Consider the following 25,477-nt stretch of genomic DNA (forward strand, 5'->3'; position numbering starts at 1 on the left):
TGCGGTCAAATTTTTTGCAGACTATCCGGCCACGCGAAAGGTCAGATTGATCCGCTGTTCCCCCAGGCGCGGATGCCGTCCTTGCTTGATCGGCAGTACACCGTGAAAACGCAAGCGATCAACGCCACCCCAGACCACCATGTCGCCATGCAGCAAGGCAATGCGCTGACTCTTGTCGCTGCGATTGAAACCGCCGAAGAGGAACATTGCCGGCAACCCCAGTGACAGCGAAACGATCGGTGAACTGTAGGCCTTTTCGTCTTTATCCTGGTGCAATGACATCTTGGCGCCGGGGACATAGCGGTTGATCAGGCAGGAATCGGCGTTGAAGTCAGCGAATCCGGCTTGCGCGGCTGCCGAGTGCGCCAGTGCCGCGAATACTTCAGGCATTGGCGGCCATGGCAAATGACTGAGCGGATCGACGCCTGAATAACGATAGCCATAGCGATCAGTGATCCAGCCCAAAGCGCCGCAACTGCTGGTGCCCACCGACATGCTGAATCCACCCGGCGTGACCATGTGGCGCAACGGCGCTGCGGCAAGAATCGTATCCAGCGCCGGCAGGATCTGCTCGATCAGCGGCAGGGCAAAACCATGCAGCAGCCACGATTGCTCGCCAATCTGCTCGGCGCGGGGGCGTTGCTCGGGTTCATGATCGGCGAACAGATCGAAAGTGTTCGGTTGCATGTAGGTCAGGTGGCGTCGTGAAAGATGATGCCTAGGGTATGCCTTTTTCCACTGTGCAGGCGACTGACGCCGTGGCGCATCGTTACCCGATAATCACCGTGCACGCCTTTGACCGGGCGCTGGTTCAAGGCAAAGATCACCGCATCACCTTTCGTCAGATCGAGTACGTGCGGGCGAGACTGCATGCGCGGGCGCTGCTCGGTGAGAACGAATTCGCCCCCACTGAAGTCTTGCCCGGGTTCTGACAGAAGTATCGCCACTTGCAGCGGAAACACCGATTCGCCGTACAGGTCCTGATGCAGGCAGTTGTAGTCCTGCGCGCCGTACTGCAAAAGAAGCGGGGTAGGGCGTAGTTGACCGGCGGCATGGCAGCGCTGAAGAAATTCGGCATGGCTCGGCGGAAAACGCTCGGGCAGGTTCATGCGTTCGTACCAGCGATTGGCCAAGGCAACCAGGCGCGGGTACAGCGCGCCGCGAAGGCGTTCTACGGGTGTCGGCAGGGGATAACGAAAATATTTGTACTCGCCACGACCGAAACCGTGGCGGGCCATGATGACCTGCGAACGAAACGGTTCGGTCTGCTGATACAGCGCACTCAATTGATCGCAGGTTTTAGCCAGCAGCAGCGAACGGACGATCGCGTAGCCGTCCTGATCCAGTTGCCGCTCAAGGCTTGCCCAGTCGAGTGAATCCAGACGAGAGGGTGACATCGACATGCTGACTCCTTGACGCTTGGTCGAAGAAAATCAGTCTAGGCAGGGCCTCGCGGCAGAACACTCCGCCGCTTGCGGTCGAATTCCTGTCGATGCTTACAGCGCTTTGCTGACGGCGATCTCGCTGATCACGTCGTCGCTCTGGCCGTGAAGGGCATCCAAAGCAGCCTTGGCTTCTTCGGCAGTGCCGTTTTCCAGCTGCGCGAACTCAAAGCGGCGTTCACCGTTGAGTTTGTATTTGATGACGTATTTGGTCGTTTGGGCCACGGTCATGCATTCCTTTCTGGTTGGACGGCTTGTCTCAGCTGAGTTTGGTGCTGGAGCGGCGGATGATCTTGATCGAGTGAGTCAGCGTCGGCTTGCGGGTCACGCTGATCGCACGGCGGTTGACGGTGTCGATGGTGATGTTCCAGAAACCGGTGCTCGGCGCGGTGATACGGGCCGGAAAGGTGTCGAAGGCGCCGCCGTGATAGGTGTGACGGCCGCCGTTTTTGAAGCTGCGGAAGTTGGCGTCGTTCATCAGACGGATGTTGCACATTTGCGAGCATTGGATGACGACGATGTCGTCTTCGTTGAGGTGTTCGCGCTGGTGAATGAATTTCATGGGCGCCTCCAGAAGGGCTTTTTCTACAAAATCAAAACGATAGCTTGTAATTGCGCGCAGTTTATCAGCCCGCACGGGTTATTATCTGGCCGTCGGGCGTTGGTTTGACAATTTTGAACAGATATTCGCAATCGGATGCGGGTTAAATGCAGAAGGCCCCGGAGAAAAACGGCATTTGTGCTGTCGGACGGTCTTTAACGGAGGTTTTGTATGAAGTGGGGTGTGGTGTGTCTACCGTTGATTCTGGCTGTGGGTGGTTGTGCGAGTGTTTCCGAAATCAATGAAACGCTGCCGACCGTGAGCGTAATCTCCGGCAAGAAACCCCATGAATATGCCCAATGCCTGGCCGAGAAGCTGGCGGACAGCCGCGGTGCGCTGCAAATGCAGCCGCACAAGGACGGGGTTCGGGTGATCGTCCCGGGTAAATTTTCCACCGGCGCGGCAGCGGTATTTGATATCGAAGATCGCTCCGGCGGCAGCAGCATCAAGTTGCATGAGCGCATGTCGAATGTGCCAGTACGTCCGCGTGATGTGCGAAACGCCGCCAATGCGTGTATTTCCGGCTGATAGACTGATTGTCATCAGCAACGATGCCGTCGCAGTCATGCTGTGACGGCATTTTCATTTCTGGAGTCGCGATGAAGCGAGAGCAAGTACGGGAGCGCCACGTAGAGGGCCTGATCTCTGCCACCCATGTCATCCAGAACCCGGCGAATCCGGGGGAGTGGATCGTGTTTTTCAAGAAGAGCGCCGGACGCAGTTATTTTCTGGTCGACGAAAACGACGAAGTCGAGTCGTTCAACCGTCTCGACGATCTGATCGAAGTCGTACGCGGACTCGGGATCAAATTCGCCGAAATTCATATGTAAGGTCTATTTGCAGACCACGACAACGCTGCGGTTCTTGTAGTTGCCGACATCGACTCCCAGCGTTTTGTCGCTTTCCTTGGGCTGAGGCGTACCGTCAGTGCCGACGATGCGATAACCGGTGCCTGCACAGGACGCATCGGCTTTTTCATAGCAGGTCGCCCAGGAGTTGGCTTCGCCGGAGCAATCGATCGACAGGCCCTGTTCACCGTTGTTCAGGTACGTAGGTTGGGAGGTCGCGCAGCCGGCCAGTGCCAATACCGCTATCAGGGGCAGCCATTTTTTCAAAGTCATGTTCGGGGTCTTCAGCAAGGGGGACTAGACGCTCTGACAGCGCCGGTGTGAAAAGGTTATAGCGTTTGGCCACTTGTTTGTCAGCGGGCACAAAAAAGCCCTGCACAAGGGCAGGGCTGGGGCGTGTCGGGACTGATCAGTCCTGATCTTTGCCGCGGCGCTTGGCCGATGCCGGAGTGTCCGTGAATACGGAAGCCACATCGGTGGCCATTTGTTCGCTGTCGAAAGGCCCGGCGATGTGTTCGCCATTGGTGGTGGTCAGCGTCCACTTGCCGTCTTTCTTGTCGATCACATACCCGTTGATGATTTTTACCGCGGCCATCTATCTGTCTCGTTCGCTGGTTCAAAGGCGCCATGATACCGCCAAATGCTGGCATTGGGGGGCGATGAGCGTATGGTAATCCGGATTGTCGACAGCTATGAGCTACGCTGATCTGGCTGCGTCAGGATGCCGATGGAACTATCGGCGAGAATATTTCTCTATGTTGGCATCGGTTAGCCAGTGCGGGGCATTGTAAGGTGCACGCCGCCTGATTAGACTGCGCCGAAACTCGTACACACAGCCCTTTCAAGGACTTATATGATCAAGAAATGCTTGTTCCCAGCAGCCGGTTACGGTACTCGCTTCCTGCCAGCGACTAAAGCCATGCCTAAAGAAATGCTGCCGGTGGTAAACAAGCCACTGATCCAGTACGGCGTTGAAGAAGCTCTGGATGCCGGCCTGACGGAAATATCCATCGTCACCGGTCGTGGCAAGCGTGCTCTGGAAGACCACTTCGACATCAGCTACGAGCTGGAAAACCAGATCAAAGGCACCGACAAAGAGAAATACCTGGTCGGTATCCGCAAACTGCTCGACGAGTGCTCGTTCTCCTACACCCGTCAGACTGAAATGAAAGGCCTGGGTCACGCGATCCTGACCGGCCGCCCGCTGATCGGCGACGAACCGTTCGCCGTGGTCCTGGCGGATGACCTGTGCGTCAACCTCGAAGGCGACGGCGTACTGACCCAGATGGTCAAGCTGTACAAGCAGTTCCGCTGCTCGATCATCGCCATCCAGGAAGTCGATCCGCAGGAAACCAGCAAATACGGCGTTATCGCTGGCGAGATGATTCGCGACGACATCTACCGCGTGCACAGCATGGTCGAGAAGCCAAAGCCGGAAGACGCGCCGTCGAACCTGGCGATCATCGGTCGTTACATCCTGACCCCGGACATCTTCGACCTGATCGAACAGACCGAGCCAGGCAAGGGCGGCGAAATCCAGATCACCGACGCCCTGATGAAACAAGCCCAGAACGGCTGCGTCATGGCCTACAAGTTCAAAGGCAAGCGATTCGACTGCGGTGGCGCTGAAGGCTACATCGAAGCGACCAACTTCTGCTTCGAGAACTTCTACAAGACTGGCAAGGCTTACTAAGAGCGCTTGATTGGTCTGTAAGAAAAACCCGCTTCGGCGGGTTTTTTCATTTTGCGCCCCCATATGACTGGCAGTGCTTGCCCAATGGGCGTCTGCAGGTATGCTGATCCCCTGCCGAGGAGATAGAAATGGCCTACGATTTTGACCTTTATGTGATTGGTGCCGGTTCCGGCGGTGTGCGCGCTGCGCGTTTTGCGGCCGGTTTCGGTGCGAAAGTGGCGGTGGCGGAGAGCCGTTATCTGGGCGGGACCTGCGTCAATGTCGGCTGTGTGCCGAAAAAGCTGCTGGTGTACGGCGCGCATTTCGCCGAAGACTTTGAGCAGGCGTCCGGTTTCGGCTGGAGCCTGGGTGAGGCGAATTTCGATTGGGCGACGCTGATCGCCAACAAGGATCGCGAGATCAATCGCCTCAACGGCATCTATCGCAACCTGCTGGTCAACAGCGGCGTGACCCTGCATGAAGCGCACGCGAAGATCGTTGGCCCGCATGAGGTTGAAGTGAATGGTGAGCGCTACACCGCGAAAAACATCCTGATTGCCACCGGTGGCTGGCCGCAGATTCCGGAAATTCCGGGGCGCGAACACGCAATTGGTTCCAATGAAGCGTTCTTCCTCAAAGAGCTGCCAAAGCGTGTGCTGGTGGTGGGCGGCGGTTATATCGCGGTCGAATTCGCCGGGATTTTCCACGGCCTCGGTGCAAATACCACGCTGCTGTATCGCGGTGATCTGTTCCTGCGCGGCTTCGATGGTTCGGTGCGCAAGCATTTGCAGGAAGAGTTGACCAAACGTGGTCTGGATCTGCAGTTCAATGCTGACATCGCGCGTATCGACAAGCAGGCCGATGGCAGCTTGAAAGCGACCCTCAAGGATGGTCGTGTGCTGGAAGCGGATTGCGTGTTCTACGCCACGGGTCGACGTCCGATGCTGGACAATCTGGGGCTGGAAAACACCGATGTGCAGCTCACCGACAAAGGCTTCATCAAAGTCGACGAGCAATACCAGACCAGCGAGCCATCGATTCTGGCGCTGGGCGATGTCATTGGTCGTGTGCAACTGACGCCAGTGGCATTGGCTGAAGGTATGGCCGTGGCGCGTCGTCTGTTCAAACCTGAGCAATACCGTCCGGTGGATTACAAGATGATCCCGACGGCGGTGTTCAGCCTGCCGAACATCGGCACGGTCGGTTTGACCGAGGAAGAAGCGCGCGACGCGGGTCATGATGTGGTGATCTTCGAGAGCCGTTTCCGACCGATGAAGCTGACCCTGACCGAGTGCCAGGAGAAGACGCTGATGAAGCTGGTGGTCGACGGCAAGACCGACAAAGTCCTCGGCTGCCACATGGTCGGCCCGGACGCTGGCGAGATCGTTCAGGGTTTGGCGATAGCGTTGAAGGCTGGCGCAACCAAGCGTGACTTCGACGACACGATCGGGGTACACCCGACGGCCGCCGAAGAATTCGTCACCATGCGTACGCCGGTCGGCGCTTAAGCGTCTTTCGGTTTGGCTGAGTCTGGCGCTGCCGCAACGGTGGGCGCCAGACGCTGGCTTTCTTCCAGGCTTGCCTGGGCCTTGTTCAATTCCTTTTCCAGTGACTGGTTGAGCAGCGTCTGCTCCTCGACGCTCTGTTTGAGTGTCTGGCTTTCCAGGGTGGCTACGCGCAAGCGTTCCTGGAGGAGGGTGCGCTCACTGTCGACGCGGGTCGCTTGTTCGAGCAGTTGATCCTGACGCTGATTGCTCTGCTTGAGCTGATCTTGCAACAGGCTCAGTTCGCGCTGGGTGCCACGGTTTTCCGTGAGCAGGCGTTCGTTGTCGCGGTGCAGTTGGGTGATCTCGTCCTGGCGGACCAATGCACTTTGCTGCGCCTGACGCAATTCGGCCTGAATCTGCTGCACCTGCGCTTCGTGGCGGCTCTGTTCCTGCTCGCGCTGCTCTTTGCTGGCGTTGCGGTAGTGCTCCAGCGCGTCACGGGCATGCAGGTGTTTTTCTTCCAGCGAGCGGATCTGCTCGTCCTTGTCCTGCAAGCGCAATTCAAAATCCGCCAGTGCCTGATTCAGCCCGGCATTGCGGGTTTGCTCGGTTTGCAGCATTGACCGCGTGTTGTTCAGCGCTTCGGACTCGCGCGCCAGTGCAGCGCCTTGAATGTCATGGTCGTGTTCGAGCTTTTCCAGCGCCTGGCGCGTTTGTTTCAGCTCCGACTCCAGTGCTTCGCGCTGTTCCTCGAACTGCGCACGGGCCTGCTCGATGGGCTCTTGCGCCTGTTCTTTGAGGCGCTGGGCGAGACGAGAGACGAGGGCGGTCAACTCGTCATCGATGGGCTCCGCCGAGGCTTCAACGGGCTGCGCGCCGTCATCCAGCTCTTTCAAATAACGATGGATCGTGGTTTTCGAGCCGGTGTTGCCCATTTCGATGCGTACTGCATCGATGCTCGGGTGTTCGCCACGGGCGAGGATCGCTGTGCGCGCGATCTGCACCAGTGCTTTGGTAATGCCGCCACGGGCCATGTGAACTCCTACGGTTACGTACTGTGGTACATGCCACTAAAGTACACAGTGTACCATCTCAAAAATAAACATAAAACTTTGATAATCAAGGCGCGGGATATACTGGTATTACCCAGTGTCAGGCGGCAAAATGCGCATCTGCATCCCCATATCAGTACGCCAGCGAGAAAACAGCCCATGAGCGATCTGGATCGCTATCTGCAAGCGGCCACCCGCGACAACACCCGCCGTAGCTATCGCGCGGCCATCGAGCATTTCGAAGTGAAGTGGGGCGGGTTCTTGCCGGCCACGGCCGACAGCGTCGCGCGGTATCTGGTAGCGCACGCTCAAGAGCTGTCGACCAATACGCTGAAACTGCGTCTGTCGGCGCTGGCGCAGTGGCACAACAGTCAAGGGTTTGCCGATCCGACCAAGGCGCCAGTGGTGCGCAAGGTCTTCAAAGGCATTCGTGCTCTGCACCCGGCGCAGGAGAAACAGGCCGAGCCGTTGCAGTTGCAGGATCTGCAGCGCGTCATCGATTGGCTTGAGCAGGAGGTGCAAACCGCGAAAGAGCAACAGGATCGCCCGTTACTGCTCAAGGCTTACCGCGATCGCGCCTTGATCCTGCTGGGATTCTGGCGCGGCTTCCGCAGCGATGAGTTGTGTCGTTTGCAGATCGAGCATGTACAGGCGCACGCCGGCAAAGGCATTACCTTGTATTTGCCACGCAGCAAGGGTGATCGGGAAAACCTCGGCCAGACCTATCAAGCGCCGGCGCTGCTCAAGTTGTGTCCGGTGCAGGCCTACATCGATTGGATCACTGAGGCGGCGCTGGTGCGTGGCCCGGTTTTTCGTAGCATCGACCGCTGGGGCAATCTGAACGAGGAGGGCTTGCACGCCAACAGCATCATCCCTCTGTTGCGCCAGGCGTTGCAGCGTGCGGGCATTGCCGCCGAAAACTACACCAGCCACTCGCTGCGCCGAGGCTTTGCCACATGGGCACACCAAAGTGGCTGGGATCTGAAGTCGTTGATGAGCTACGTCGGCTGGAAGGATATGAAGTCCGCGATGCGCTATGTTGAAGCCAGCCCATTCCAGGGAATGGCTCGGATTACGGATAAACCGGCTTCGTCGTAGAGATCGTTTTCTTCTATTAATACAGTCAGCTAATAGCGAAAACAAATCAGCAGCATCAGGTTTGCCAATGAGCCATCCGTCGAGTGAGTGGGTAGGATTCACCCATCAACTTCATAACCCCTGACGGAGAGTCATCAATGCCTATCATCAACAGCCAAGTAAAACCGTTCAAAGCTACCGCGTTCAAAAACGGCGACTTCGTTCAAGTCTCGGACGCTGACCTGAAAGGCAAGTGGTCGGTCGTGTTCTTCTACCCAGCCGACTTCACCTTCGTTTGCCCAACCGAGCTGGAAGACCTGGCTGACAACTACGCTGCCTTCCAGAAACTCGGCGTAGAGATCTACAGCGTTTCCACCGACACCCACTTTGCTCACGCTGCCTGGCACAACACTTCGCCAGCCATCGGCAAAATCGAATACACCATGATCGGCGACCCGACCCACGCCATCTCCCGCAACTTCGACGTGCTGATCGAAGAAGTTGGTCTGGCTGACCGTGGCACCTTCGTGATCAACCCTGAAGGCCAGATCAAAATCGTTGAACTGAACGATGGCGGCGTTGGCCGTGACGCTTCCGAGCTGCTGCGCAAGATCAAGGCCGCTCAGTACGTTGCTGCTCACCCAGGCGAAGTTTGCCCAGCCAAGTGGAAAGAAGGCGAGGCCACTCTGGCACCGTCCCTGGACCTGGTCGGCAAGATCTAAGTCTGTGACACGCAACTCGGGGCGGATCTCCGCACCTACTTAAGTTAGCTGCACCGCCCCATAAAAATGCCCGGGCGAGATTCGCTCGGGCTTTTTTTCGCCTCAAATAAAGGAAATCGCCCGTATGTTGGACGCCAATCTTAAAGCCCAGTTGAAATCGTACCTGGAACGGGTCACCCAGCCGATCGAGATCGTTGCCTCCCTCGACGACGGTGCGAAATCCCGTGAAATGCTGGAACTGCTGAAAGACGTTGCCAGTCTTTCGAGCCAAATTACCTTGATCGACAGCGGTGACGATGCACGCAAGCCATCGTTCTCGATCAATCGCCCGGGCGCTGACATCAGTCTGCGTTTCGCCGGCATCCCGATGGGCCACGAGTTCACTTCGCTGGTGCTGGCCTTGCTGCAAGTCGGCGGCCACCCATCGAAAGCCAGTGTTGAAGTGATCGAGCAGATCCGCTCGCTCAAAGGCCAGTTCAGCTTCGAGACGTACTTCTCGCTGTCCTGCCAGAACTGCCCGGACGTCGTTCAAGCGCTGAACCTGATGGCCGTGCTCAATCCGAACATTCGCCACGTCGCCATCGACGGCGCGTTGTTTCAGGACGAAGTCAACGATCGCAAGATCATGGCCGTGCCGAGCATCTACCTCAATGGTGAAAACTTCGGCCAGGGCCGCATGGGCCTGGAAGAGATTCTCGCCAAACTGGACACCGGCGCCATCGAGCGTCAGGCCGAGAAGATCAGCGCTAAAGAGGCCTTCGACGTGTTGGTTGTCGGCGGTGGCCCGGCCGGTGCTTCGGCAGCGATTTACGCTGCACGTAAAGGCATCCGCACCGGCGTCGCGGCTGAGCGTTTCGGCGGTCAGGTGCTCGACACCATGGCTATCGAGAACTTCATCTCCGTGCAGGAAACCGAAGGGCCGAAACTGGCCACGGCGCTGGAAGAACACGTCAAGCAGTACGACGTCGACATCATGAACCTGCAACGCGCCGACAAGCTGATCCCGGGCAAAAACGGCGAGCTGCATGAAGTCCGCTTCGCCAGCGGCGCAACCCTCAAAGCCAAGAGTGTGATTCTGGCGACCGGTGCGCGCTGGCGTGAAATGAACGTGCCGGGCGAGCAGGAATACCGCAACAAAGGCGTGGCGTACTGCCCGCACTGCGACGGCCCATTGTTCAAGGGCAAGCGCGTGGCAGTGATCGGTGGCGGTAACTCCGGCGTCGAAGCGGCCATCGACCTGGCCGGGATCGTGTCGCACGTAACGCTGCTGGAGTTCGACGTACAACTGCGTGCTGACGCCGTATTGCAACGCAAGCTGCACAGCCTGCCGAACGTCACCGTGATCACCAGTGCGCAAACCACTGAAGTCACCGGCAATGGCGAGAAGGTCAACGGTCTGCGCTACAAGGATCGCAACACTGACGAGCAGCGCACTGTCGAGCTGGAAGGGATCTTCGTGCAGATTGGTTTGTTGCCGAACACCGACTGGCTGAAGGGCACCATCGAGCTGTCGCCGCGTGGCGAGATCATTGTCGATAACCGCGGTGAAACGTCGATTCCAGGCATCTTTGCAGCGGGTGACGTGACCACTGTGCCGTACAAGCAGATCGTGATTGCGGTGGGCGAGGGCGCCAAGGCTTCGCTGAGCGCTTTTGATCACTTGATCCGTACTTCGGCTCCTGCGTAACTGCCGGGCCAGAAATGAAAAAACCCATGAGCGATCATGGGTTTTTTATTGCGCGTGAAAAGCTGCCCCTCACCCCAGCCCTCTCCCGAAGGAGAGGGGGCCGACCGAGGTGTCTGGCGTTTTCCATCGACCTGAAAGCGCCAGTCGATTATGGATACAGCGCCAGCCGTTAAAGTCGGTGAACCTGCGCAATATCCCCCAATCAGCCCCTCTCCCTGTGGGAGAGGGAGCCGGCCGAGAAGTGGTGCGTCGACTTGTAAGACCTAATCGATTATGGATTCAACGCCAATCGTTCAAGTCGGTGTAACTCTGCAATATCCCCCAATCAGTTCCCTCTCCCCCAGGGAGAGGGCTAGGGTGAGGGGCTTTTGCTTTTACAGCGGCGCAGGCTGAATAATCTCGACCCAGTAACCATCCGGATCCTTGATGAACGCCAGGCTTTTCATGCGGCCATCGCTCAGACGCTTCTGGAAGTCGCAGCCCAGTTCTTCAAAACGCGCACAGGCCGAGACAATATCCGGCACCGAAATGCAGATATGGCCAAAACCACGTGGGTCGGTATTGCCGTTGTGATAAGCGAAATCGGCGTCGTTCTCAGTGCCGTGGTTGTGAGTCAGTTCCAGAATGCCTGGAATCGACTTCATCCACTCGGTGCGAGCCGCTGCGTCAGCCGGGATCTGTGCCTTGTCGACCAGCGCGAGGAAGTACAGGCTGAACTCGGCTTCCGGGAAGTCGCGTTTTTCGACCAGCGAGAAACCCAGCACGCGAGTGTAGAAGTCCAGGGATTGGGTGATGTCTTTGACGCGCAACATGGTGTGGTTGAAGACGAAGTTGCGGGTTGCGCTGTCTGGGGTGGCAGTGACGCCGGGGAAAGTGTTGAGTTCGTGCAGGCTCATGGGCCCTCCAATAACTATGGGCGAGTGAATGGGCGCAATGATACGCATGCCTGTCGGCATCGCCAAATGAAAGGGCAGGCTTGCCCTGCGTGCGGGCGAGCCTCAGACTTTACCGCTCAATCTGTGAGTGCGCCCGGCAATGATCCGACTGTTCAAATCCCTGTTTGTTTTTTCTTTTTTGTCGCTGGTGGCGGTGTGCGCGTCGGCGGACGAACCGAGCATCACCTGGCCGGCCGGCTGGGAAGTCGAGGCGCTGCCTCCGGTGACGGCACAGGTTTCCCGTCAGCGAGCGGTGAAGAATGATGCCAATGGCAATCAGGTGATGGTGATGGAATTGACCATGACTCAGGTTGAGAAGGGCCACCAGGTCAATTTGCAGGGCGTGCTGCTGGAAATGCGCAAGTCGATACAGAAGGACTTCTTCCAGGGCGGCTACCAAAGCGTCTGCAACAAAGTGCATGCGGCGACGCTGGGTTCTTTGTCGGCGCTGGAAACCACTTGCACGATCACCGAAAACGGTCGGCATGTGTTGTCGCAAACCCTGGTAGCGGCGGTAGAGGCGGACAAGGCTTATGTTCTTTCCTACGCCGGGCAAGCTGAGGTTTATAAGGCGAGCGCAGACGAGATAGTGGCGGCGAGAAACAGCTTGAAACTTTAAGCCGCTGTACTCTTCACCGCGAAGGTTAGATACCCGAAGGGATTAAGTACAAAGTTTAACGTGGGTCATGATCGTAACATCGCGCAGCAAAATGTTTGGCGTCTGGCTCAGCAACGTTACAGAAAACTCGAAACTTCTTCGATGAAATTCATTTCATTTGTTAGATATTGTCAATAAAAAAGCCCTGCATGATGCAGGGCTTTTTTGTTGGCAAGGGATTAACCGCGCAACCAGGAGTCAACGGTGGCGGCACCGTATTGTTCCTTCCAGGCTTTCAGGCCGCGGTGGTTGCCGCCCTTGGTTTCAATCAGTTCACCGGTGTGCGGGTTGTGATAAACCTTGACCACGCGAGCGCGGCGGGTTTTAGGCGCTGCAGAGGTCTGCAGACCGGATTTTGCCGGGTTCGGATCGAGGATGGCGATGATGTCTTTCAGGCCTTTGCCGTAGGTTTTCATCAGCCCCTGGAGCTTTTCTTCGAATTCGATTTCTTTCTTGAGCCCGGCATCGTTCTTCAGCGATTCCAGCTGCTTGAGCTGTTCCTGAAGGGCCTTTTCAGCTGCACGAAATTCAGCGAGTCTGGACAATATCTTTACTCCAATAGTGTGTTTGGCTGATACCAACCGCAAACAAAGCTAATAAGCCAAGAGCCTTGAAGCGACTCGGTGATAAATGGCTCACCTGCCAATCTTGCTCAGGTTGAAAAAATTGTAGTAGTTAATGCGCCAAGAGTAAATCCTGATGTTGTCTTCATGTAACAACAGCGGTCTTTTGTATCAATTTGGTGCGCCTGATCGGGACGCTCGTCTTAATCCGGCTTAGTTAATGGTGAGTTAATGCGCTGATGAACTCCACGGCCGGCATCGGTTTGCCGAACAGGTAGCCTTGCAGAAAGTTGACGTGATGTGCAGTCAGATAATCGGCTTGCGCCTGAGTTTCGACACCTTCGGCAACAATACCCAGATCAAGCTTGGCCGACAGTTCGATAATGGTATCGAGAATGTGTCGGGACAGCGCATCGACGCCGATCATGGCGACGAAACTCTGATCGATCTTGAGGAAATCCACATTGAATTTGCGCAAGTAGCCGAGGCTTGAATGACCGGTACCGAAGTCGTCAATCGCGATCTTCACGCCCAGTGCATGCAGTTGCTCGAACAGTTGCCGGGTGATGTCGGTCGGCTCGATCAATTCGCGCTCGGTCAACTCCAGCACCAGGCTGATGCTGTCGGGCACGAACGCGGCGAGAAACGCCCGGCAGTCCTCTACCAGTTCCAGATCCTTGCAATGGCTCGCGGTGATATTGATGCCGATATGAAAGGGCGGGGTGAACGTTGATGACAGCGGTCCCAGCAGCGCAGCGGTTTGTTGCATCAAGGCGCGGGTCATCGGCACGATCAACCCCGAATGCTCGGCGAATGGAATAAACAGGTCCGGGCGCACCAGTCCTTCTTTGGGGTGAGTCCAGCGCATCAGCACTTCGGCCCCCGACCACATCTTGCTGTCGCCATGCACCACGGGCTGAAAGTAAGGAATGAATTCGCCTGCCTCGAGCGCCCGAAGCATCTCGTGGCTCGGAGACGTCGAGCGCTTCTGCAAGACATGGCCGATGGCACCCGAGACCACGCCAAAAAAGATCAGCAGACTGAACAGCGGCGGGTATTCATCGGCCATGTAGCGCCAGGTTTCGCCCTCGGGAAATCCCGCAGAAACGCTGAACGCATAACGCGAAGAATCGAGTGTGTGTTGTGCTATCGGCAACGCGGGCAGGGCGCCAGTGTGTACTTTGCCGTCGGCCGACAGCCAGTTGTCGCCCACTTGCAGCACCAGCAACATGTGCCGGCCGATCAGACGCAACATGTTGCTTAGATGGTAGCCGTCGAGTGTCGTCAGTGCGCCGCCGCGACCCTCGCTGAGCCGATAGACCAACAGAGCGGTGTTGGGTGTTACCGGGTTGCCATTCATCAGCCACAACTTGCCCTGGTTGTAGTCGCCCGCGTTGACGGCTTCCTTGAAGTCGCCAAACAACGAACTGCAATAGAGGTTGTCGTCCCACACCAGATTGGTCGAGCGCACGAACGGGCGACGGGTCACTTGCTCGCGCAGGGCGAGTTTGACGTTCTCACAAGTCTGGCCGGCCAGAGGCAGCAATTCACGGGCTGCCTGGGCCGTGTTGTCGAGCATCAATTCGAATTGGCGCAACGCCTCTTCCGCAGTCTGTTGTGAACCTTGTTCCAGCGTGCGTTCGGCCTGCACGTAGAGAATTACGCTGCCCAGCAGCACCGGAAGCAAGCCACTGAGCAGTGTGACGACGATGCGGGCGCTGCGTTTGCGGCGGGGTCTGGCGGTCAACGGCATGGGCGCATCCTGTCGCGGTGGAGTGGGGCTCTCGAATGCAGGCCGGATAACGGCGCGCCGCTGAAAATCACATCAGCCAGAAGGGAGGATAGATGGCAGAAGGCGCTTGCGCTGCTCATCAAAGATTCATCCGCGACGCCACTTCGATAAAGGCCAGGGTGGCGGGAGAGGCCTGGCGCTGATCGAGAACGGCAAGTCCGACCTGGCGCTGCACGGCGGGCAACAACGGCTTTTTCACGTAGTGAGACGTTGCTTCCTCCGGCAATGAGCCTTCGGCAACAATCGTGATGCCATCGCCACGGCTGACGGTGTCGAGGGTGCTGAGCAGTTGCGAGCAGCGATAGCGAATATTCGGTTGCAAGCGCGCGGCCATGAACAGCTGCGATACCAGTTCTGAAGAACCCGCCTCGGTGAGCACGAACGGGTCGTCGCACAAGTCCTTGAGAGTCAATGCCGATCGCGCTGCCAGCGGATGACCTACAGGGAGCAGGGCAACCATCTGGTCTTCGATCAGCGCAAACGTGTCGAAGCGATCTTGGGGCAGCACCACAAAACCGATGTCGATCCGCCGCTCTTCGAGCCACTGGGTCACTTGTTGATCGGGTCCTTCATCGATGTGCACCTCGATGCCCGGATGCGCCTCTCGATAACGCCGCAAAATATTGGGCAACAGTTTGATCGACGATGTTGGTCCGAACGAGCCGATGCGCAAGGTGCCGCTTTTCATACCGCGCGCATCGGCGGCTTCCTGACGCAAGGTGTTGGCCAAACCGAGCATCGCGCGGGCGCGCAGCAACAGTTGCTCGCCGATATCGCTGAGTTCCACTGTCGACTGGTGCCGACGCAGCAGCTCGACGCCGAGTTCTTGCTCCAGCGCTTTCATCGCATGGGATACCGCCGACTGTGAAATCCCCAGCCGATGCGCCGCGAGGGTGAAACCGCGCAGTTCGGCGACCAGCGAGAAGATCTCCAGTTGGGTGAGGGTCATGAGTATTTGCTCATTTTACGATGATGGGGAATGAGGTGAATGATACGGCATTCCTCAAGTTCCCGGGTCTGGAGCGTTATGCGCAATGTCGAACAGCTGCACACAACATCGTCGGATATTCCCGTTTACCTGACACTGGCGGTGGTCACCATGATCTGGGGCGGGACCTTTGTCGCCGGGCGGTTCCTGGCTGGCAGCCTGAGCCCAATGTTCGCCGCCAGCCTGCGCTTCTTGCTGGCCAGTGCGGCGTTGCTGGGCTTTTTGTGGCTGGCGCGGATCCCCTTGGCGCGGCCGACCCCAAGGCAGTGGCTGCAACTGATGCTATTGGGATTCTTCGGGATCTTCTTCTACAACCTGTGCTTCTTTTACGGCCTGCAATACATCAACGCCTCGCGCGCCTCGTTGATTGTCGCGTTGAACCCGGCGGTGATCGGTCTCGCCTCATGGTGGTTGTTCAAAGAGCGCCTCGGCCGGATCAAAGTCGCCGGTATCGCCACTTGTATTGTCGGCGCCGCTCTGGTGATCGTCAGTCGCAATCTGCAATTGCTGGCGGCAGCGCCTGATGCATGGATCGGCGATCTGTTGATTCTCGGCTGTGTGCTGGGCTGGGGTGTTTACTCGTTGTTTTCCCGTGAACTGAATCAGACGCTGGGGCCGGTGCAGACCGTGACGTATTCGATCCTGATCGGCACGCTCATGTTGTGGGTTGTGGCGGCTGTGCGCGGCGAACTGAGCTGGGAGGCGCTGGATGATCTGGGGCTGCCGCAATGGCTGAGCCTGACCTACCTCGGCGTCCTCGGCTCGGCGCTGGCCTACATCGGCTATTACCACGGTATCCGCAAAATCGGCGCGACGCGCAGCGGGGTGTTTATCGCGCTGAACCCGTTGACGGCCGTGGTCTTCGGCGCAGTGTTGCTGGACGAACACCTGACATTGGCCATGTATGGAGGTGGCGCACTGATCCTGACGGGCATTTACCTGTGCAACAAACCCCTTGCACCGGGCGCCAGAAAGTGGATTTTATAGAGAGAGCAGACAAGCCTATTTACGCTGTGTAGAATCGGGTTACGCATACAATAATAATCGTCTTCTGGCAGCAGAAGCCTCGCCCGCAAGAGCCTTGGGTCGACAATGAAGATATTCGGGTTTCAACTGATCTACGGTGACTTTCTCGCCCGCAGTGTGCGTGGCATCTCCTGCGCGCCACCCACCGACCTCACATGACTGACAAATAACCCTGGTTAATTGATAAGAAATGATGAGGTGCCACCATGGCAGATTTATACGAAAACCCAATGGGCCTGATGGGCTTTGAATTCATCGAGCTTGCATCGCCGGTGCCGGGCACTCTGGAGCCGATCTTCGAGATCATGGGCTTCACCAAAGTCGCCACCCACCGCTCCAAGAACGTGCACCTGTACCGTCAGGGCGCGATCAATCTGATCCTCAACAACGAACCCAACAGCGTTGCGTCGTACTTCGCCGCCGAGCACGGTCCGTCCGTTTGCGGCATGGCGTTCCGCGTCAAGGATTCGCAAAAAGCCTACAACCGCGCACTGGAACTTGGCGCTCAGCCGATCCACATCGAAACCGGTCCGATGGAGCTGAACCTGCCGGCGATCAAAGGCATTGGCGGCGCGCCGCTGTACCTGATCGACCGTTTCGGCGAAGGCAGCTCGATCTACGACATCGACTTCGTGTTTATCGAAGGCGTTGATCGCAACCCGGTCGGTGCCGGCCTGAAAATCATCGACCACCTGACCCACAACGTGTATCGCGGTCGCATGGCCTACTGGGCGAACTTCTACGAGAAGCTGTTCAACTTCCGCGAGATCCGTTACTTCGACATCAAAGGCGAATACACCGGCCTGACTTCGAAAGCGATGACCGCACCGGACGGCATGATCCGCATCCCGCTGAACGAAGAGTCGTCCAAAGGCGCGGGCCAGATCGAAGAGTTTCTGATGCAGTTCAACGGCGAGGGCATCCAGCACGTCGCGTTCCTCACCGACGACCTGATCAAGACCTGGGATCAGTTGAAGAAGATCGGCATGCGCTTCATGACCGCGCCGCCGGACACCTACTACGAAATGCTCGAAGGCCGTCTGCCGAACCATGGCGAGCCGGTTGATCAACTGCAATCGCGTGGCATCCTGCTCGACGGCGCCTCGGAGCAGGGCGACAAGCGTCTGCTGCTGCAAATCTTCTCGGAAACCCTGATGGGCCCGGTGTTCTTCGAATTCATCCAGCGCAAAGGCGATGATGGTTTCGGCGAAGGCAACTTCAAGGCTCTGTTCGAGTCGATCGAACGCGATCAGGTGCGTCGTGGTGTGCTAGCCACCGAGTAATCGGCCACTGAAATGAAAAATCCCGGCCTGCAGCGATGCAGGGCCGGGATTTTTTTGAAGATCAAAAGATCGCGGCCCGAGCCTGCGGCAGCTCCTACAGGGAAAATGCATTCCAAATGTAGAAGCTGCCGCAGGCTGCGATCTTTTGCTTTTAAGGACGGCGTTGCCGCGTCAGGTGTTTGAAGCCTTCGAAGATCAGCACCACAACCGCCAGCCAGATCGGAATATACGTCAGCCATTCCCCGGACTTGATGCTCTCACCGAGCAACAACGCCACGCCAAGCAACAACACCGGCTCAACATAACTCAACAGGCCAAACAGACTGAACGGCAGCAATCGGCTGGCAATGATGTACACCACCAGCGCCGATGCACTGATCAGGCCGAGCAGCGGGATCAGCCACATCAGCCCCGGGTATTGATCAAACACGCCCAAGCCTTGCTCGCCGCCCTGCACAAACCACCAGGCGACCGGCAGCATCAGCGTCATATCCACCCACAATCCGCCGAGGTGGTCGGTTTTCAGGTATTTGCGCAGGACGAAATACAGTGGATAGCCGACCACGACCACCAGTGTCGCCCAGGAAAAACCGCCGACCTGATATAGCTCATTGAGCACGCCTAAACTGGCGAAGAACACTGCAATTTTCTGCAAATAAGACAGACTTTCTCCGTAGGCAATCCGTCCGGTCAGCACCATCGCCAGCGGCAGCAGAAAGTAGCCCAGCGACACGTCGAGGCTGTAGCCGTTGAGCGGCGCCCACATAAACAGCCACAGTTGCACACCGAGCAGGGCAGCCGAGACGCTCAACCCGGCGATCAGTTTTGGCTTTGCCGCGACCACACGAACCAGCTCCAGCACCCGCCGCCATTCCCCGGACACCAGCATGAACACGGTCATGCACGGCACGGTCAGCAGCATCCGCCAGCCGAAAATCTCTACGCCACTCAACGGTGTGAGCAACGAGGTGTAGTAATACATGACGGCAAACAGCACCGAGGCTGAAACCGATAGAGCGATACCTTTAGACAAACTGTCCTCGCGGGGGTTGATGGTCAAACGGGGCGCGAAGGATACGTGGTTTTTGTGCTGAATATTGGGCAAATGCTCAATATTCTTCACACACATTCCCCTGTATGAGTTGCCGCAGGCTGCGATCTTTGATCTCGCCTTTGAAAGTCGAAAGATCGCAACCTGCGGGCGTTCCTCCACAAGCGTAGTCAGTGGCAGGAAAACATCACTGAGCAACCTTCAACGGATTACCGAAGCGCTTGAGGTACATCTCGCCGAACTTGTAAGAGGCATAATCGGTGACGTGACCAATATCACGATAGACCGGCAAACCGTCGACGGTGGTCATGCAGGCGGCGTCTTTGCACTGCACGATTTTCGGGTCAATGACGATCAAGTCGGGATATTCAGCCTTCAGATCATTGAAGAGTTTTTCCAGTACCGGCTCTTTGGCACCTGACCATGGCGCCGTGGCGCAGAGGCTGCTTTGCTCGACACTGCCCATCAAACCGCGCAACTTGACCTGTTGCAGCAGGCAGGTGTTGATCCCCTCAGGCATAGGCAGCGTGTTCTCGAGAAGGACTGGAGTAGCACCGGATTCGACAATGATATCCAGAGCCTTGCGGATCGCTGTGCCGAGACGTTGTCTTGACAGTTCCGGGCTGCGCGGGTCATCGAGTTTGGTGACGATGTCATCGTCGAGATAGGCCTCCCAGAACTGACCCACGATCACATACTTGAAATGCCGCTTCGCGATCATGTCGTAATAGCGTTGAGCGGCGTTGTGGCATTTTTGATACAGTCCGTTGGTGTATTTACTCTCGTCATAGAGGTAGATCCCGGGCAAGGCCAGGCACGCCGGATAGCCCTGTGTGAGCACGGCAAGATTGGCATCCTTGGCCAATGTTTCAACAAAGCCCCAGTAATGATTCGAAAACGAATCGCCCATCAGCAATATTTTCGGTGCAGCCTGTGCGGCGCCCGATATGCAGCCAGGATCGGCGCCATCGCTGACACCCAAGCATCCCTCGCGAGTGGCCGGAACAGACGCTTTCAAACCGTTGAACACGTCGTTGTAGCCTTGGTTGAAGCGGTTCGGCCAGCCTTCTTGTCTGACGCTGGCCGCGTGGAGCAGCGACAGGCCGATTGCCGGCACGATCATTAGCACGACCAGGGTTTTGGCAAAGCCGAGCCTGGCCTTTCGAAAGCGGTTTTCGATCAACACATAGCAGAGCCAGGCCGTGACGAACGTGGAGACGAAGTAAACGATCGTCATCGGCGGGGTGAGCGCGATGCCCATGTAACTCATCACCGCCAGGATCGGCCAGTGCCACAAGTACAAGGAGTACGAGAGCGTGCCGATAAACACCAGGGGTTTGAACGCCAGCAGTTTTGAAGTGATGCTCGCATCGCCAACACCCTGGAACAGTAGGGCTGCCGTAGCGAGGCAGACGGCAATGGCGTGATATCGCGGAAAGCCCGGCAGGATATCTTCCAGGGTGGCGCAGTAGATGATCGTCGCCAGCGAAAGCGCGCAGACCAGCGTGGCGCTCAGGCGATTGAGCCTGAACGTGTCCGTGCTGAAGATGACCGCACAAGAGCCAATCATCAATTCGAAAATTCGCGCGGTGAAGAAGTAATAGTTTTTTTCAGGAGCCGTGTAAGACAGGTACAGGGCGAGCGCCATTGCCGCCAGGGTCAAGCCGAGCACCGCTGCTTTGAAAAGGCTTTTCGCCAGATAACGGTAGAGCAACCAGAGGCCCAGTGGCAGCGCCAGGTACCACTGCCATTCGATGGCCAGCGACCAGGTGTGCAAGAGCGGCAGACTGGCCGCATCGGGCGTGGCGTAACCCGTGGTGACTTTGGAAAAGTACTGGTTGGAGATGATCAGCGACGTGTATTTCTCGCTTTTGAGAAAGTCCACATAGTCATCGGGCAAGTACAGCAACGTTGTGACAATCAGCGTTACGACCAGCAACGCAATCACGGCCGGTTGCAAGCGCCAGATGCGCCGCGTGTAGAACCCCGAGAAAGTGAACGTGCCGTTGTTCAGCGACTTCATGATGATTGCGGTGGTCAGATAACCCGAGATCACGAAGAAGATATCGACGCCAATAAACCCGGACGGGAAGAACGCCAGGCCGCCGTGAAAAATCAGCACCAACAACACTGCGATTGCGCGCAGCCCATCGATATCCGCACGGTAATCAATCGAAGGTTTGCGATCCACCGCAGTTGCGGTCGCTGCCGGCGCAGGAAGCTTATCGGCAAACAGTTTGAACAGCAGCCCGCGCAAAGGCTTCCTGGTTACCTCAACGGGGCGATTGAGCATGTATTAAATCCCTGGTTATTTCTGAACGCTCAATCAAATCATCCGTTTGATCGCGCTTGCTTCAACGAAAAACAGCCGATTGTATCGGCTGTTGCTGGACAAGGGAAAACGCTTAAACCAGATGCGGTTTACGCCCCGACACAAAATGACTGACATCGTTGAATCCCGGCGTCGATGCGTGGCCCGGCGTCACCAGCGAATCGATGAAAGCCTCATCGGCTGCGGTGATCTTCACGGCCTGTGCCTTGGAATACGCATCCCATTGCGCTTCGGTGCGCGGCCCGACAATCGCCGACGTCACGGCACTGTTGTTCAGCACCCAGGCAATCGCAAACTCCACCATCCCGACGCCGCGCTGCTCGGTGTACTGCTGAATCTGCTGGGCAATGCGCAGTGATTCCACGCGCCACTCGGTTTCCAGAATGCGTTTGTCCTGACGCCCGGCGCGGCTATTGGCGTCCGGCTGCACATCCGGCGCGTATTTGCCGCTGAGCACGCCACGGGCCAGCGGACTGTCATGCCGAAATCCTTTTGTCGGTGGGAAAGGTTTAATCAAATACCAGAACCGCTGGAGCCGGCAAACAAATTTGTCCAGGAATTACTTTTCAAACCCCACCCGACGGGAGCCGTTCGTCGTGACTGTCAGATCTGACAGTAGGCACGGCGGTAGATGTTCTGGCCTGATTCTGGAGGGTGGCCTCGTTGAAAAGTCCAGGCCTATTCTTGAAATCAGGAGCTCGTTGATGGATACCAAGACTTTGGATGTGGCGTTACCCGCCGACGCCGAGATCAACCTTTACGCGCCGCAACTTCCGGACAGCAATACCTCCGTGGCCGGTGCCGATTGCGGTATCGCCAAGGCGTTCTACGAGCTGCGGCCGAATGGCGCAACCGTCATTATCAATCCGGTGCTGGCGCAGCGGCCGCTGGATACATTTTCAATTCACGTGAACGGAGCAATGCGCGTCGACAGCCAGCAGGCCCAATCCACGGACGACGCAGTGACCCTGCATATTCCCAAAAATTTGCTGAGATCCGATCCGGGTTTCGTCAATGAACTGAGCTATACCGTCACACGCACCACCGGTGCTGAAGAAACCTACGAGCCGCCATTGACGATTCTGTACAACGCCATTCGCCCCGGGATGGAGGACAAGAACGGCGATGAAGGACACTCCGAACTCGAGTTAGGACTGCCTCGGGATGTGCTGGAAGACGGTATCGATGCCGATCGTGCAGCACAGGGCGTGCAGGTCTGGTTCTCCTATCCCTATTGCCGGCCGTACGACCGGATTGTACTCAACTGTAACGGTCATGATGTTGAGTGGGAGGTGCATCCGGACGAGGCTCCGGCGACACCGACCAGTACACCCACTCGCATTGGGCGTCTATTGGAAAAAGCCGATCTGGAGGCGGCAGGTGATCATCCCCAGTTCTCTTTCACCTATACGGTGTTCGACCAGATTGGCAACGGAGCCGATCTGAATTCGCCGTGGTCGGCGGCGATCCGCGTTGTTGTCGATCTCAAGGGCACACGGATGGCCGCTCCCGATATTGCCGAAGACCCGGATGACCCGCACGACGCGCCAGATACCATTGACCTGAACAAACTGGGCAACAAGGATCTGACCATCCAGGTGCATGTCCTGGAACCTCTCTGGGCCACCAACGACACTGTCCGCGTGAAATACACCGCGACGCCAGGCAGCGGACCCGTTGTCGCACATACGGTTGACCAGTTGGTCGGCAGGCTTCCTTTTGTGCACCGGTTGATGATTCCCAATGCCAAGGTCATCGGCGACAGTGTGGTCGCTGTGTTGTATGAGCAAATACGTGGGGGAATCGTTATTGCGACATCAAAAGTTGCGCGGGCACGGGGGATTGTGAAACCGGTTATTTTGGGAGTTAAGAACTCGTCCGGAGCGGACGTGCAGAACGGCGGCACGGTTTCGGACAATAAAGTGGTGTTGTCGGGTTCTGCGCTGGCGGGGATGGTGTTGCGGGTTTTTGATGGTGAGGCGTTTATTGAGGAGGTTCAAACCGGATCGAATTATAAGTGGCAGAGCAAGTTGCTGCCGATTGCGGTGGGGCTGCACAGCTTTACCGTGAAGGAAAAAACCGGGAATCAATTTGAATCGGATCCATGGCGGTTTCAACGTTTGGCGCTCAACATCGACCGGACGCAGATGAAGCTGGACGGTTTCTCGGTGAAGGTGCCGCAATGGCCGAAAACCGGTGAGGATTCGCTTGGTAATACGGGTATTCGCGTACCGACGGGTGGGGTTCCGCCTTATGACTTTGCGTCTTCGGATCCGTTGACTGCGCCGGTGACTGCGGCCGGTAAGGTAACGGGACTCAAGCAGGGTGTGGCGAGGATATACGTTACGGATCGGGAAGGTGAGACAGTTGATTACTTGGTCGCGGTTACGAATGTTTTTAGATTACTGATAAGTGATAAAGAACTTGGCCATATAGAAGCCGAAGATTGGATGTTTTCTCTGGCTGCGCATTCGACATTTAACTCTGTGTTTTTACGAGACCTTCTTCGGTGCTACGTAGTGCCAGCGCATGATTCTATCTGGACCTGTAGGGTTCCGGAGGAAAATAGAAGGATTGGAGGCGTGATTACCCCAGAAAACATCCAAACACTACAGCTACTTGGGGCTAAATACATTTCGTGGTGCTTGATCTCCATTTAGGCTTTCTTCAGGATTGGATTCCCACGTTCTGCGTGGGAATGCTCTGCTTTACGCTCTAATTGGGACGTGCAAAGTAAGTTATCGACTCAGCGCTGCGCAGCGTTCGCGTAAAAATGCCTGTAGCACCTTGACTCGTTCCGACACCTGCACCCGATGCGGACACAGCAAATTGAATGGCACGCTTTCACCTTGCCAATCATCAAACAACGTCACCAACCGCCCTGCGCGGACATCTTCGGCAATGTCGAGCCAAGCCTTGTACGCGATGCCATGCCCGGCCAGCGCCCAGCGGCGGGCGACTTCGCCGTCGTCGCTGAGGTAGTCACCATGGACCTCGACTTCCAGCGTTTCATCGCCGCGGCTGAAACGCCAGCTGTTATATGGCCGGCCATTGCGTAGATAGAGCAGGGCGCTGTGCTCGCTTAGTTCGCCGGGATGTTGCGGGGTGCCACGGCGCGCCAGATAGTCAGTGCTGGCGCAAGCGACGCGCCGGTGTTGCGGCAGAATTGGCAACGCCACCAGCGTCGAATCGCTCGGCGTGCCAAAACGCAGGGCGACATCGACGGTCTCGCGGAACAGATCGGCGTGGCGGTCGTTGAGCAGCAGTTGCAGCTGAACATTCGGATGTTCACGCTTGAAATCGTCGAGCCACGGCAACAACACGTTGCGCCCGAAGTCCGACGGTGCGGCCAGTTGCAACACGCCGCTCAGGCCTTCGTTTTGCTGCTTGATTGCCTGTTCGCCCTCGGCCAGCGCCGCCAGTGCCAGGCGCACGCTTTCAAGATAACGCCGACCTTCTTCAGTCAGACGAATGCTACGCGTGGAGCGTGCGAACAAACGGATACCGAGGCGGGTTTCCAGACGTTTCAACGCGATACTGGCGGCTGCCGGCGTCAGTTCGAGCGAGCGAGCGGCAGCGGAAATGCTGCCGGCATCGGCGACACGGACGAAGATCTCCAGATCGAGAATCGAGCTCATTGCTAAAAATCCTTTAAAGATCTTTGCGTTTTTGCGGGATTTTTTCGTGATTGGCAAGGATGGATACTGCAATCAATCAATAATCGCAGGAGAGGCGCATGAGCTGGACATTCGATCATCTGGCGTTCAATACCGCTGACGGGCAGAGCTTGCAGGACGATTTCGCCAAGTTGCTCGGGCTCAAGCCGGGCCGGCGACCGCCGTTTCCGTTTCCCGGGCGTTGGCTGTATCAGGATGGGCATGCCGTGGTGCATGTGATTGAGCGGCCGTTGCCGGATGACACGGAATTGAGCCACATCGCGTTTCGTACTGATGAGCCGGCGGAAACGGTGTTGCAGCGGGTGCGTGAGAGTGGATTGCCGTATCAATTGGCGCAGGTACCGGGCGATGGGATTGCACAGATTTTTGTGCAAATGCCGGGTGGTCTGGTGATTGAGCTGGACGCATTAGAAGCCCCTCACCCTAACCCTCTCGAAATGTCGGACCGCCCGAAGGGAGAGGGGACTGACCGAGGTGCTTGAACTAGGTGCGCCGACGTGCAATACCGAGTCGAACTCAAATCTTGAAAAGCACCAAAATCGGCTCCCTTTCCCCGAGTCGAACTCAGGTCTTGAAAAGCCCAC

The 25,477-nt window shown here is 57.1% G+C and carries 26 protein-coding genes and 1 pseudogene; 12 read left to right on the plus strand and 15 right to left on the minus strand.

Annotated elements, in window-relative coordinates; all coding sequences use genetic code 11:
- Positions 1-21: 21 nt before the first annotated feature.
- The 4 genes from alkB to AC3IUF_RS13360 all read right to left on the minus strand — a co-directional run bounded on the left by alkB (position 22) and on the right by AC3IUF_RS13360 (position 2,004).
- The gene (gene alkB / locus AC3IUF_RS13345; protein ID WP_489281245.1) at positions 22-687 is read right to left on the minus strand and encodes a DNA oxidative demethylase AlkB; all 666 of its coding nucleotides are present in this window, start codon (positions 685-687) and stop codon (positions 22-24) included.
- A 5-nt stretch (positions 688-692) separates the two neighbouring features.
- Positions 693-1,403, minus strand: coding sequence for a 2OG-Fe(II) oxygenase (locus AC3IUF_RS13350; protein WP_489281247.1), 711 nt, complete (start codon positions 1,401-1,403; stop codon positions 693-695).
- 93 nt (positions 1,404-1,496) lie between these two features.
- Positions 1,497-1,673: a hypothetical protein gene (locus AC3IUF_RS13355; RefSeq protein WP_007912252.1), complete on the minus strand. Its 177-nt coding sequence runs from the start codon at positions 1,671-1,673 to the stop codon at positions 1,497-1,499.
- Positions 1,674-1,701: 28 nt separating this feature from the next.
- Complete coding sequence (locus AC3IUF_RS13360; protein WP_007912251.1) at positions 1,702-2,004, minus strand: DUF1883 domain-containing protein; 303 nt, start codon at positions 2,002-2,004, stop codon at positions 1,702-1,704.
- Positions 2,005-2,214: 210 nt separating this feature from the next.
- On the opposite strand from AC3IUF_RS13360, the gene AC3IUF_RS13365 reads away from it, so the two are divergent.
- Positions 2,215-2,571: a hypothetical protein gene (locus tag AC3IUF_RS13365; protein ID WP_007912249.1), complete on the plus strand. Its 357-nt coding sequence runs from the start codon at positions 2,215-2,217 to the stop codon at positions 2,569-2,571.
- 71 nt (positions 2,572-2,642) lie between these two features.
- The gene (locus AC3IUF_RS13370) at positions 2,643-2,873 is read left to right on the plus strand and encodes a hypothetical protein (RefSeq protein WP_007912247.1); all 231 of its coding nucleotides are present in this window, start codon (positions 2,643-2,645) and stop codon (positions 2,871-2,873) included.
- Between the two features lie 3 nt (positions 2,874-2,876).
- Here AC3IUF_RS13370 and AC3IUF_RS13375 read toward each other — a convergent pair whose 3' ends face one another.
- Both AC3IUF_RS13375 and AC3IUF_RS13380 read right to left on the minus strand, forming a co-directional pair.
- Complete coding sequence (locus tag AC3IUF_RS13375) at positions 2,877-3,164, minus strand: hypothetical protein (protein ID WP_123375111.1); 288 nt, start codon at positions 3,162-3,164, stop codon at positions 2,877-2,879.
- Between the two features lie 136 nt (positions 3,165-3,300).
- Positions 3,301-3,486: a hypothetical protein gene (locus AC3IUF_RS13380; protein ID WP_007912238.1), complete on the minus strand. Its 186-nt coding sequence runs from the start codon at positions 3,484-3,486 to the stop codon at positions 3,301-3,303.
- Between the two features lie 258 nt (positions 3,487-3,744).
- Between AC3IUF_RS13380 and galU the strand changes: the two genes are divergently transcribed.
- A complete protein-coding gene (galU, locus tag AC3IUF_RS13385) occupies positions 3,745-4,584 on the plus strand; it encodes a UTP--glucose-1-phosphate uridylyltransferase GalU (protein ID WP_007912230.1) in 840 nt (279 codons plus the stop codon).
- Positions 4,585-4,712: 128 nt separating this feature from the next.
- On the plus strand, positions 4,713-6,071 hold the full coding sequence (gorA, locus tag AC3IUF_RS13390) for a glutathione-disulfide reductase (RefSeq protein ID WP_123375112.1): 1,359 nt from the start codon (positions 4,713-4,715) through the stop codon (positions 6,069-6,071).
- On the opposite strand, the gene AC3IUF_RS13395 is transcribed toward gorA, so the two are convergent.
- Positions 6,068-7,084 (minus strand): DNA-binding protein, encoded by a 1,017-nt coding sequence (locus AC3IUF_RS13395; protein WP_489281251.1) that lies wholly within the window; start codon positions 7,082-7,084, stop codon positions 6,068-6,070. The genes gorA and AC3IUF_RS13395 overlap by 4 nt on opposite strands.
- Before the next feature lie 177 nt (positions 7,085-7,261).
- Here AC3IUF_RS13395 and AC3IUF_RS13400 point away from each other — a divergent pair, with 177 nt between their 5' ends.
- The 3 genes from AC3IUF_RS13400 (at position 7,262) to ahpF (ending at position 10,588) form a co-directional block, all read left to right on the plus strand.
- Positions 7,262-8,200 carry a site-specific integrase gene (locus tag AC3IUF_RS13400; RefSeq protein ID WP_489281253.1) on the plus strand — a complete coding sequence of 313 codons (939 nt, stop codon included), beginning with the start codon at positions 7,262-7,264 and terminating at the stop codon, positions 8,198-8,200.
- A 137-nt stretch (positions 8,201-8,337) separates the two neighbouring features.
- Entirely contained in the window at positions 8,338-8,901 is a 564-nt protein-coding gene (ahpC, locus tag AC3IUF_RS13405) for an alkyl hydroperoxide reductase subunit C (RefSeq protein WP_007912224.1), read from the plus strand.
- A 124-nt stretch (positions 8,902-9,025) separates the two neighbouring features.
- On the plus strand, positions 9,026-10,588 hold the full coding sequence (gene ahpF / locus AC3IUF_RS13410; protein ID WP_489281255.1) for an alkyl hydroperoxide reductase subunit F: 1,563 nt from the start codon (positions 9,026-9,028) through the stop codon (positions 10,586-10,588).
- Between the two features lie 374 nt (positions 10,589-10,962).
- Here the strand turns inward: ahpF and gloA are convergent, their stop codons facing one another.
- Positions 10,963-11,484, minus strand: coding sequence for a lactoylglutathione lyase (gene gloA / locus AC3IUF_RS13415; RefSeq protein WP_007912219.1), 522 nt, complete (start codon positions 11,482-11,484; stop codon positions 10,963-10,965).
- A 139-nt stretch (positions 11,485-11,623) separates the two neighbouring features.
- Here gloA and AC3IUF_RS13420 point away from each other — a divergent pair, with 139 nt between their 5' ends.
- Positions 11,624-12,142 carry a DUF4946 domain-containing protein gene (locus tag AC3IUF_RS13420; RefSeq protein ID WP_007912218.1) on the plus strand — a complete coding sequence of 173 codons (519 nt, stop codon included), beginning with the start codon at positions 11,624-11,626 and terminating at the stop codon, positions 12,140-12,142.
- A 218-nt stretch (positions 12,143-12,360) separates the two neighbouring features.
- Here the strand turns inward: AC3IUF_RS13420 and AC3IUF_RS13425 are convergent, their stop codons facing one another.
- The 3 genes from AC3IUF_RS13425 to AC3IUF_RS13435 all read right to left on the minus strand — a co-directional run bounded on the left by AC3IUF_RS13425 (position 12,361) and on the right by AC3IUF_RS13435 (position 15,485).
- A complete protein-coding gene (locus tag AC3IUF_RS13425; RefSeq protein WP_007912217.1) occupies positions 12,361-12,726 on the minus strand; it encodes a histone-like nucleoid-structuring protein, MvaT/MvaU family in 366 nt (121 codons plus the stop codon).
- A 235-nt stretch (positions 12,727-12,961) separates the two neighbouring features.
- A complete protein-coding gene (locus AC3IUF_RS13430; RefSeq protein ID WP_489281258.1) occupies positions 12,962-14,497 on the minus strand; it encodes an EAL domain-containing protein in 1,536 nt (511 codons plus the stop codon).
- Positions 14,498-14,615: 118 nt separating this feature from the next.
- Positions 14,616-15,485: a LysR family transcriptional regulator gene (locus AC3IUF_RS13435; protein ID WP_489281260.1), complete on the minus strand. Its 870-nt coding sequence runs from the start codon at positions 15,483-15,485 to the stop codon at positions 14,616-14,618.
- 78 nt (positions 15,486-15,563) lie between these two features.
- Between AC3IUF_RS13435 and AC3IUF_RS13440 the strand changes: the two genes are divergently transcribed.
- Together AC3IUF_RS13440 and hppD are read left to right on the plus strand one after the other, a co-directional pair.
- Positions 15,564-16,511 (plus strand): DMT family transporter, encoded by a 948-nt coding sequence (locus tag AC3IUF_RS13440; RefSeq protein WP_489281262.1) that lies wholly within the window; start codon positions 15,564-15,566, stop codon positions 16,509-16,511.
- Positions 16,512-16,756: 245 nt separating this feature from the next.
- Entirely contained in the window at positions 16,757-17,833 is a 1,077-nt protein-coding gene (gene hppD / locus AC3IUF_RS13445) for a 4-hydroxyphenylpyruvate dioxygenase (protein ID WP_007912211.1), read from the plus strand.
- Positions 17,834-17,984: 151 nt separating this feature from the next.
- Here hppD and rarD read toward each other — a convergent pair whose 3' ends face one another.
- The 3 genes and pseudogenes from rarD to AC3IUF_RS13460 form a co-directional block, all read right to left on the minus strand.
- Entirely contained in the window at positions 17,985-18,866 is an 882-nt protein-coding gene (gene rarD, locus AC3IUF_RS13450; RefSeq protein WP_414915178.1) for an EamA family transporter RarD, read from the minus strand.
- A 205-nt stretch (positions 18,867-19,071) separates the two neighbouring features.
- Positions 19,072-21,177, minus strand: coding sequence for an acyltransferase family protein (locus AC3IUF_RS13455; protein ID WP_489281265.1), 2,106 nt, complete (start codon positions 21,175-21,177; stop codon positions 19,072-19,074).
- Positions 21,178-21,289: 112 nt separating this feature from the next.
- Positions 21,290-21,691 (minus strand): annotated as a pseudogene (locus tag AC3IUF_RS13460) (aldo/keto reductase); the annotation flags it as partial.
- A 229-nt stretch (positions 21,692-21,920) separates the two neighbouring features.
- On the opposite strand from AC3IUF_RS13460, the gene AC3IUF_RS13465 reads away from it, so the two are divergent.
- Entirely contained in the window at positions 21,921-23,876 is a 1,956-nt protein-coding gene (locus AC3IUF_RS13465) for an Ig-like domain-containing protein (RefSeq protein WP_489281267.1), read from the plus strand.
- Positions 23,877-23,954: 78 nt separating this feature from the next.
- Here the strand turns inward: AC3IUF_RS13465 and AC3IUF_RS13470 are convergent, their stop codons facing one another.
- Complete coding sequence (locus AC3IUF_RS13470; protein WP_489281269.1) at positions 23,955-24,854, minus strand: LysR family transcriptional regulator; 900 nt, start codon at positions 24,852-24,854, stop codon at positions 23,955-23,957.
- 98 nt (positions 24,855-24,952) lie between these two features.
- On the opposite strand from AC3IUF_RS13470, the gene AC3IUF_RS13475 reads away from it, so the two are divergent.
- On the plus strand, positions 24,953-25,375 hold the full coding sequence (locus AC3IUF_RS13475; protein WP_489281271.1) for a VOC family protein: 423 nt from the start codon (positions 24,953-24,955) through the stop codon (positions 25,373-25,375).
- Positions 25,376-25,477 lie beyond the last annotated feature (102 nt).

This window comes from Pseudomonas sp. KH_040, assembly GCF_057839305.1.

Excerpts from the sequence above, each read along its gene's own strand:
- AC3IUF_RS13475 (WP_489281271.1), top strand. The coding sequence starts at position 24,953 with ATGAGCTGGACATTCGATCATCTGGCGTTCAATACCGCTGACGGGCAG.
- AC3IUF_RS13430 (WP_489281258.1), bottom strand. The coding sequence starts at position 14,497 with ATGCCGTTGACCGCCAGACCCCGCCGCAAACGCAGCGCCCGCATCGTC.
- AC3IUF_RS13365 (WP_007912249.1), top strand. The coding sequence starts at position 2,215 with ATGAAGTGGGGTGTGGTGTGTCTACCGTTGATTCTGGCTGTGGGTGGT.
- AC3IUF_RS13355 (WP_007912252.1), bottom strand. The coding sequence starts at position 1,673 with ATGACCGTGGCCCAAACGACCAAATACGTCATCAAATACAAACTCAAC.
- ahpC (WP_007912224.1), top strand. The coding sequence starts at position 8,338 with ATGCCTATCATCAACAGCCAAGTAAAACCGTTCAAAGCTACCGCGTTC.
- ahpF (WP_489281255.1), top strand. The coding sequence starts at position 9,026 with ATGTTGGACGCCAATCTTAAAGCCCAGTTGAAATCGTACCTGGAACGG.
- AC3IUF_RS13350 (WP_489281247.1), bottom strand. The coding sequence starts at position 1,403 with ATGTCGATGTCACCCTCTCGTCTGGATTCACTCGACTGGGCAAGCCTT.
- gloA (WP_007912219.1), bottom strand. The coding sequence starts at position 11,484 with ATGAGCCTGCACGAACTCAACACTTTCCCCGGCGTCACTGCCACCCCA.
- AC3IUF_RS13465 (WP_489281267.1), top strand. The coding sequence starts at position 21,921 with ATGGATACCAAGACTTTGGATGTGGCGTTACCCGCCGACGCCGAGATC.
- AC3IUF_RS13420 (WP_007912218.1), top strand. The coding sequence starts at position 11,624 with ATGATCCGACTGTTCAAATCCCTGTTTGTTTTTTCTTTTTTGTCGCTG.
- galU (WP_007912230.1), top strand. The coding sequence starts at position 3,745 with ATGATCAAGAAATGCTTGTTCCCAGCAGCCGGTTACGGTACTCGCTTC.
- alkB (WP_489281245.1), bottom strand. The coding sequence starts at position 687 with ATGCAACCGAACACTTTCGATCTGTTCGCCGATCATGAACCCGAGCAA.
- AC3IUF_RS13435 (WP_489281260.1), bottom strand. The coding sequence starts at position 15,485 with ATGACCCTCACCCAACTGGAGATCTTCTCGCTGGTCGCCGAACTGCGC.
- AC3IUF_RS13440 (WP_489281262.1), top strand. The coding sequence starts at position 15,564 with ATGCGCAATGTCGAACAGCTGCACACAACATCGTCGGATATTCCCGTT.
- gorA (WP_123375112.1), top strand. The coding sequence starts at position 4,713 with ATGGCCTACGATTTTGACCTTTATGTGATTGGTGCCGGTTCCGGCGGT.
- hppD (WP_007912211.1), top strand. The coding sequence starts at position 16,757 with ATGGCAGATTTATACGAAAACCCAATGGGCCTGATGGGCTTTGAATTC.
- AC3IUF_RS13400 (WP_489281253.1), top strand. The coding sequence starts at position 7,262 with ATGAGCGATCTGGATCGCTATCTGCAAGCGGCCACCCGCGACAACACC.
- AC3IUF_RS13380 (WP_007912238.1), bottom strand. The coding sequence starts at position 3,486 with ATGGCCGCGGTAAAAATCATCAACGGGTATGTGATCGACAAGAAAGAC.
- AC3IUF_RS13370 (WP_007912247.1), top strand. The coding sequence starts at position 2,643 with ATGAAGCGAGAGCAAGTACGGGAGCGCCACGTAGAGGGCCTGATCTCT.
- AC3IUF_RS13395 (WP_489281251.1), bottom strand. The coding sequence starts at position 7,084 with ATGGCCCGTGGCGGCATTACCAAAGCACTGGTGCAGATCGCGCGCACA.
- AC3IUF_RS13360 (WP_007912251.1), bottom strand. The coding sequence starts at position 2,004 with ATGAAATTCATTCACCAGCGCGAACACCTCAACGAAGACGACATCGTC.
- AC3IUF_RS13455 (WP_489281265.1), bottom strand. The coding sequence starts at position 21,177 with ATGCTCAATCGCCCCGTTGAGGTAACCAGGAAGCCTTTGCGCGGGCTG.
- AC3IUF_RS13470 (WP_489281269.1), bottom strand. The coding sequence starts at position 24,854 with ATGAGCTCGATTCTCGATCTGGAGATCTTCGTCCGTGTCGCCGATGCC.
- AC3IUF_RS13375 (WP_123375111.1), bottom strand. The coding sequence starts at position 3,164 with ATGACTTTGAAAAAATGGCTGCCCCTGATAGCGGTATTGGCACTGGCC.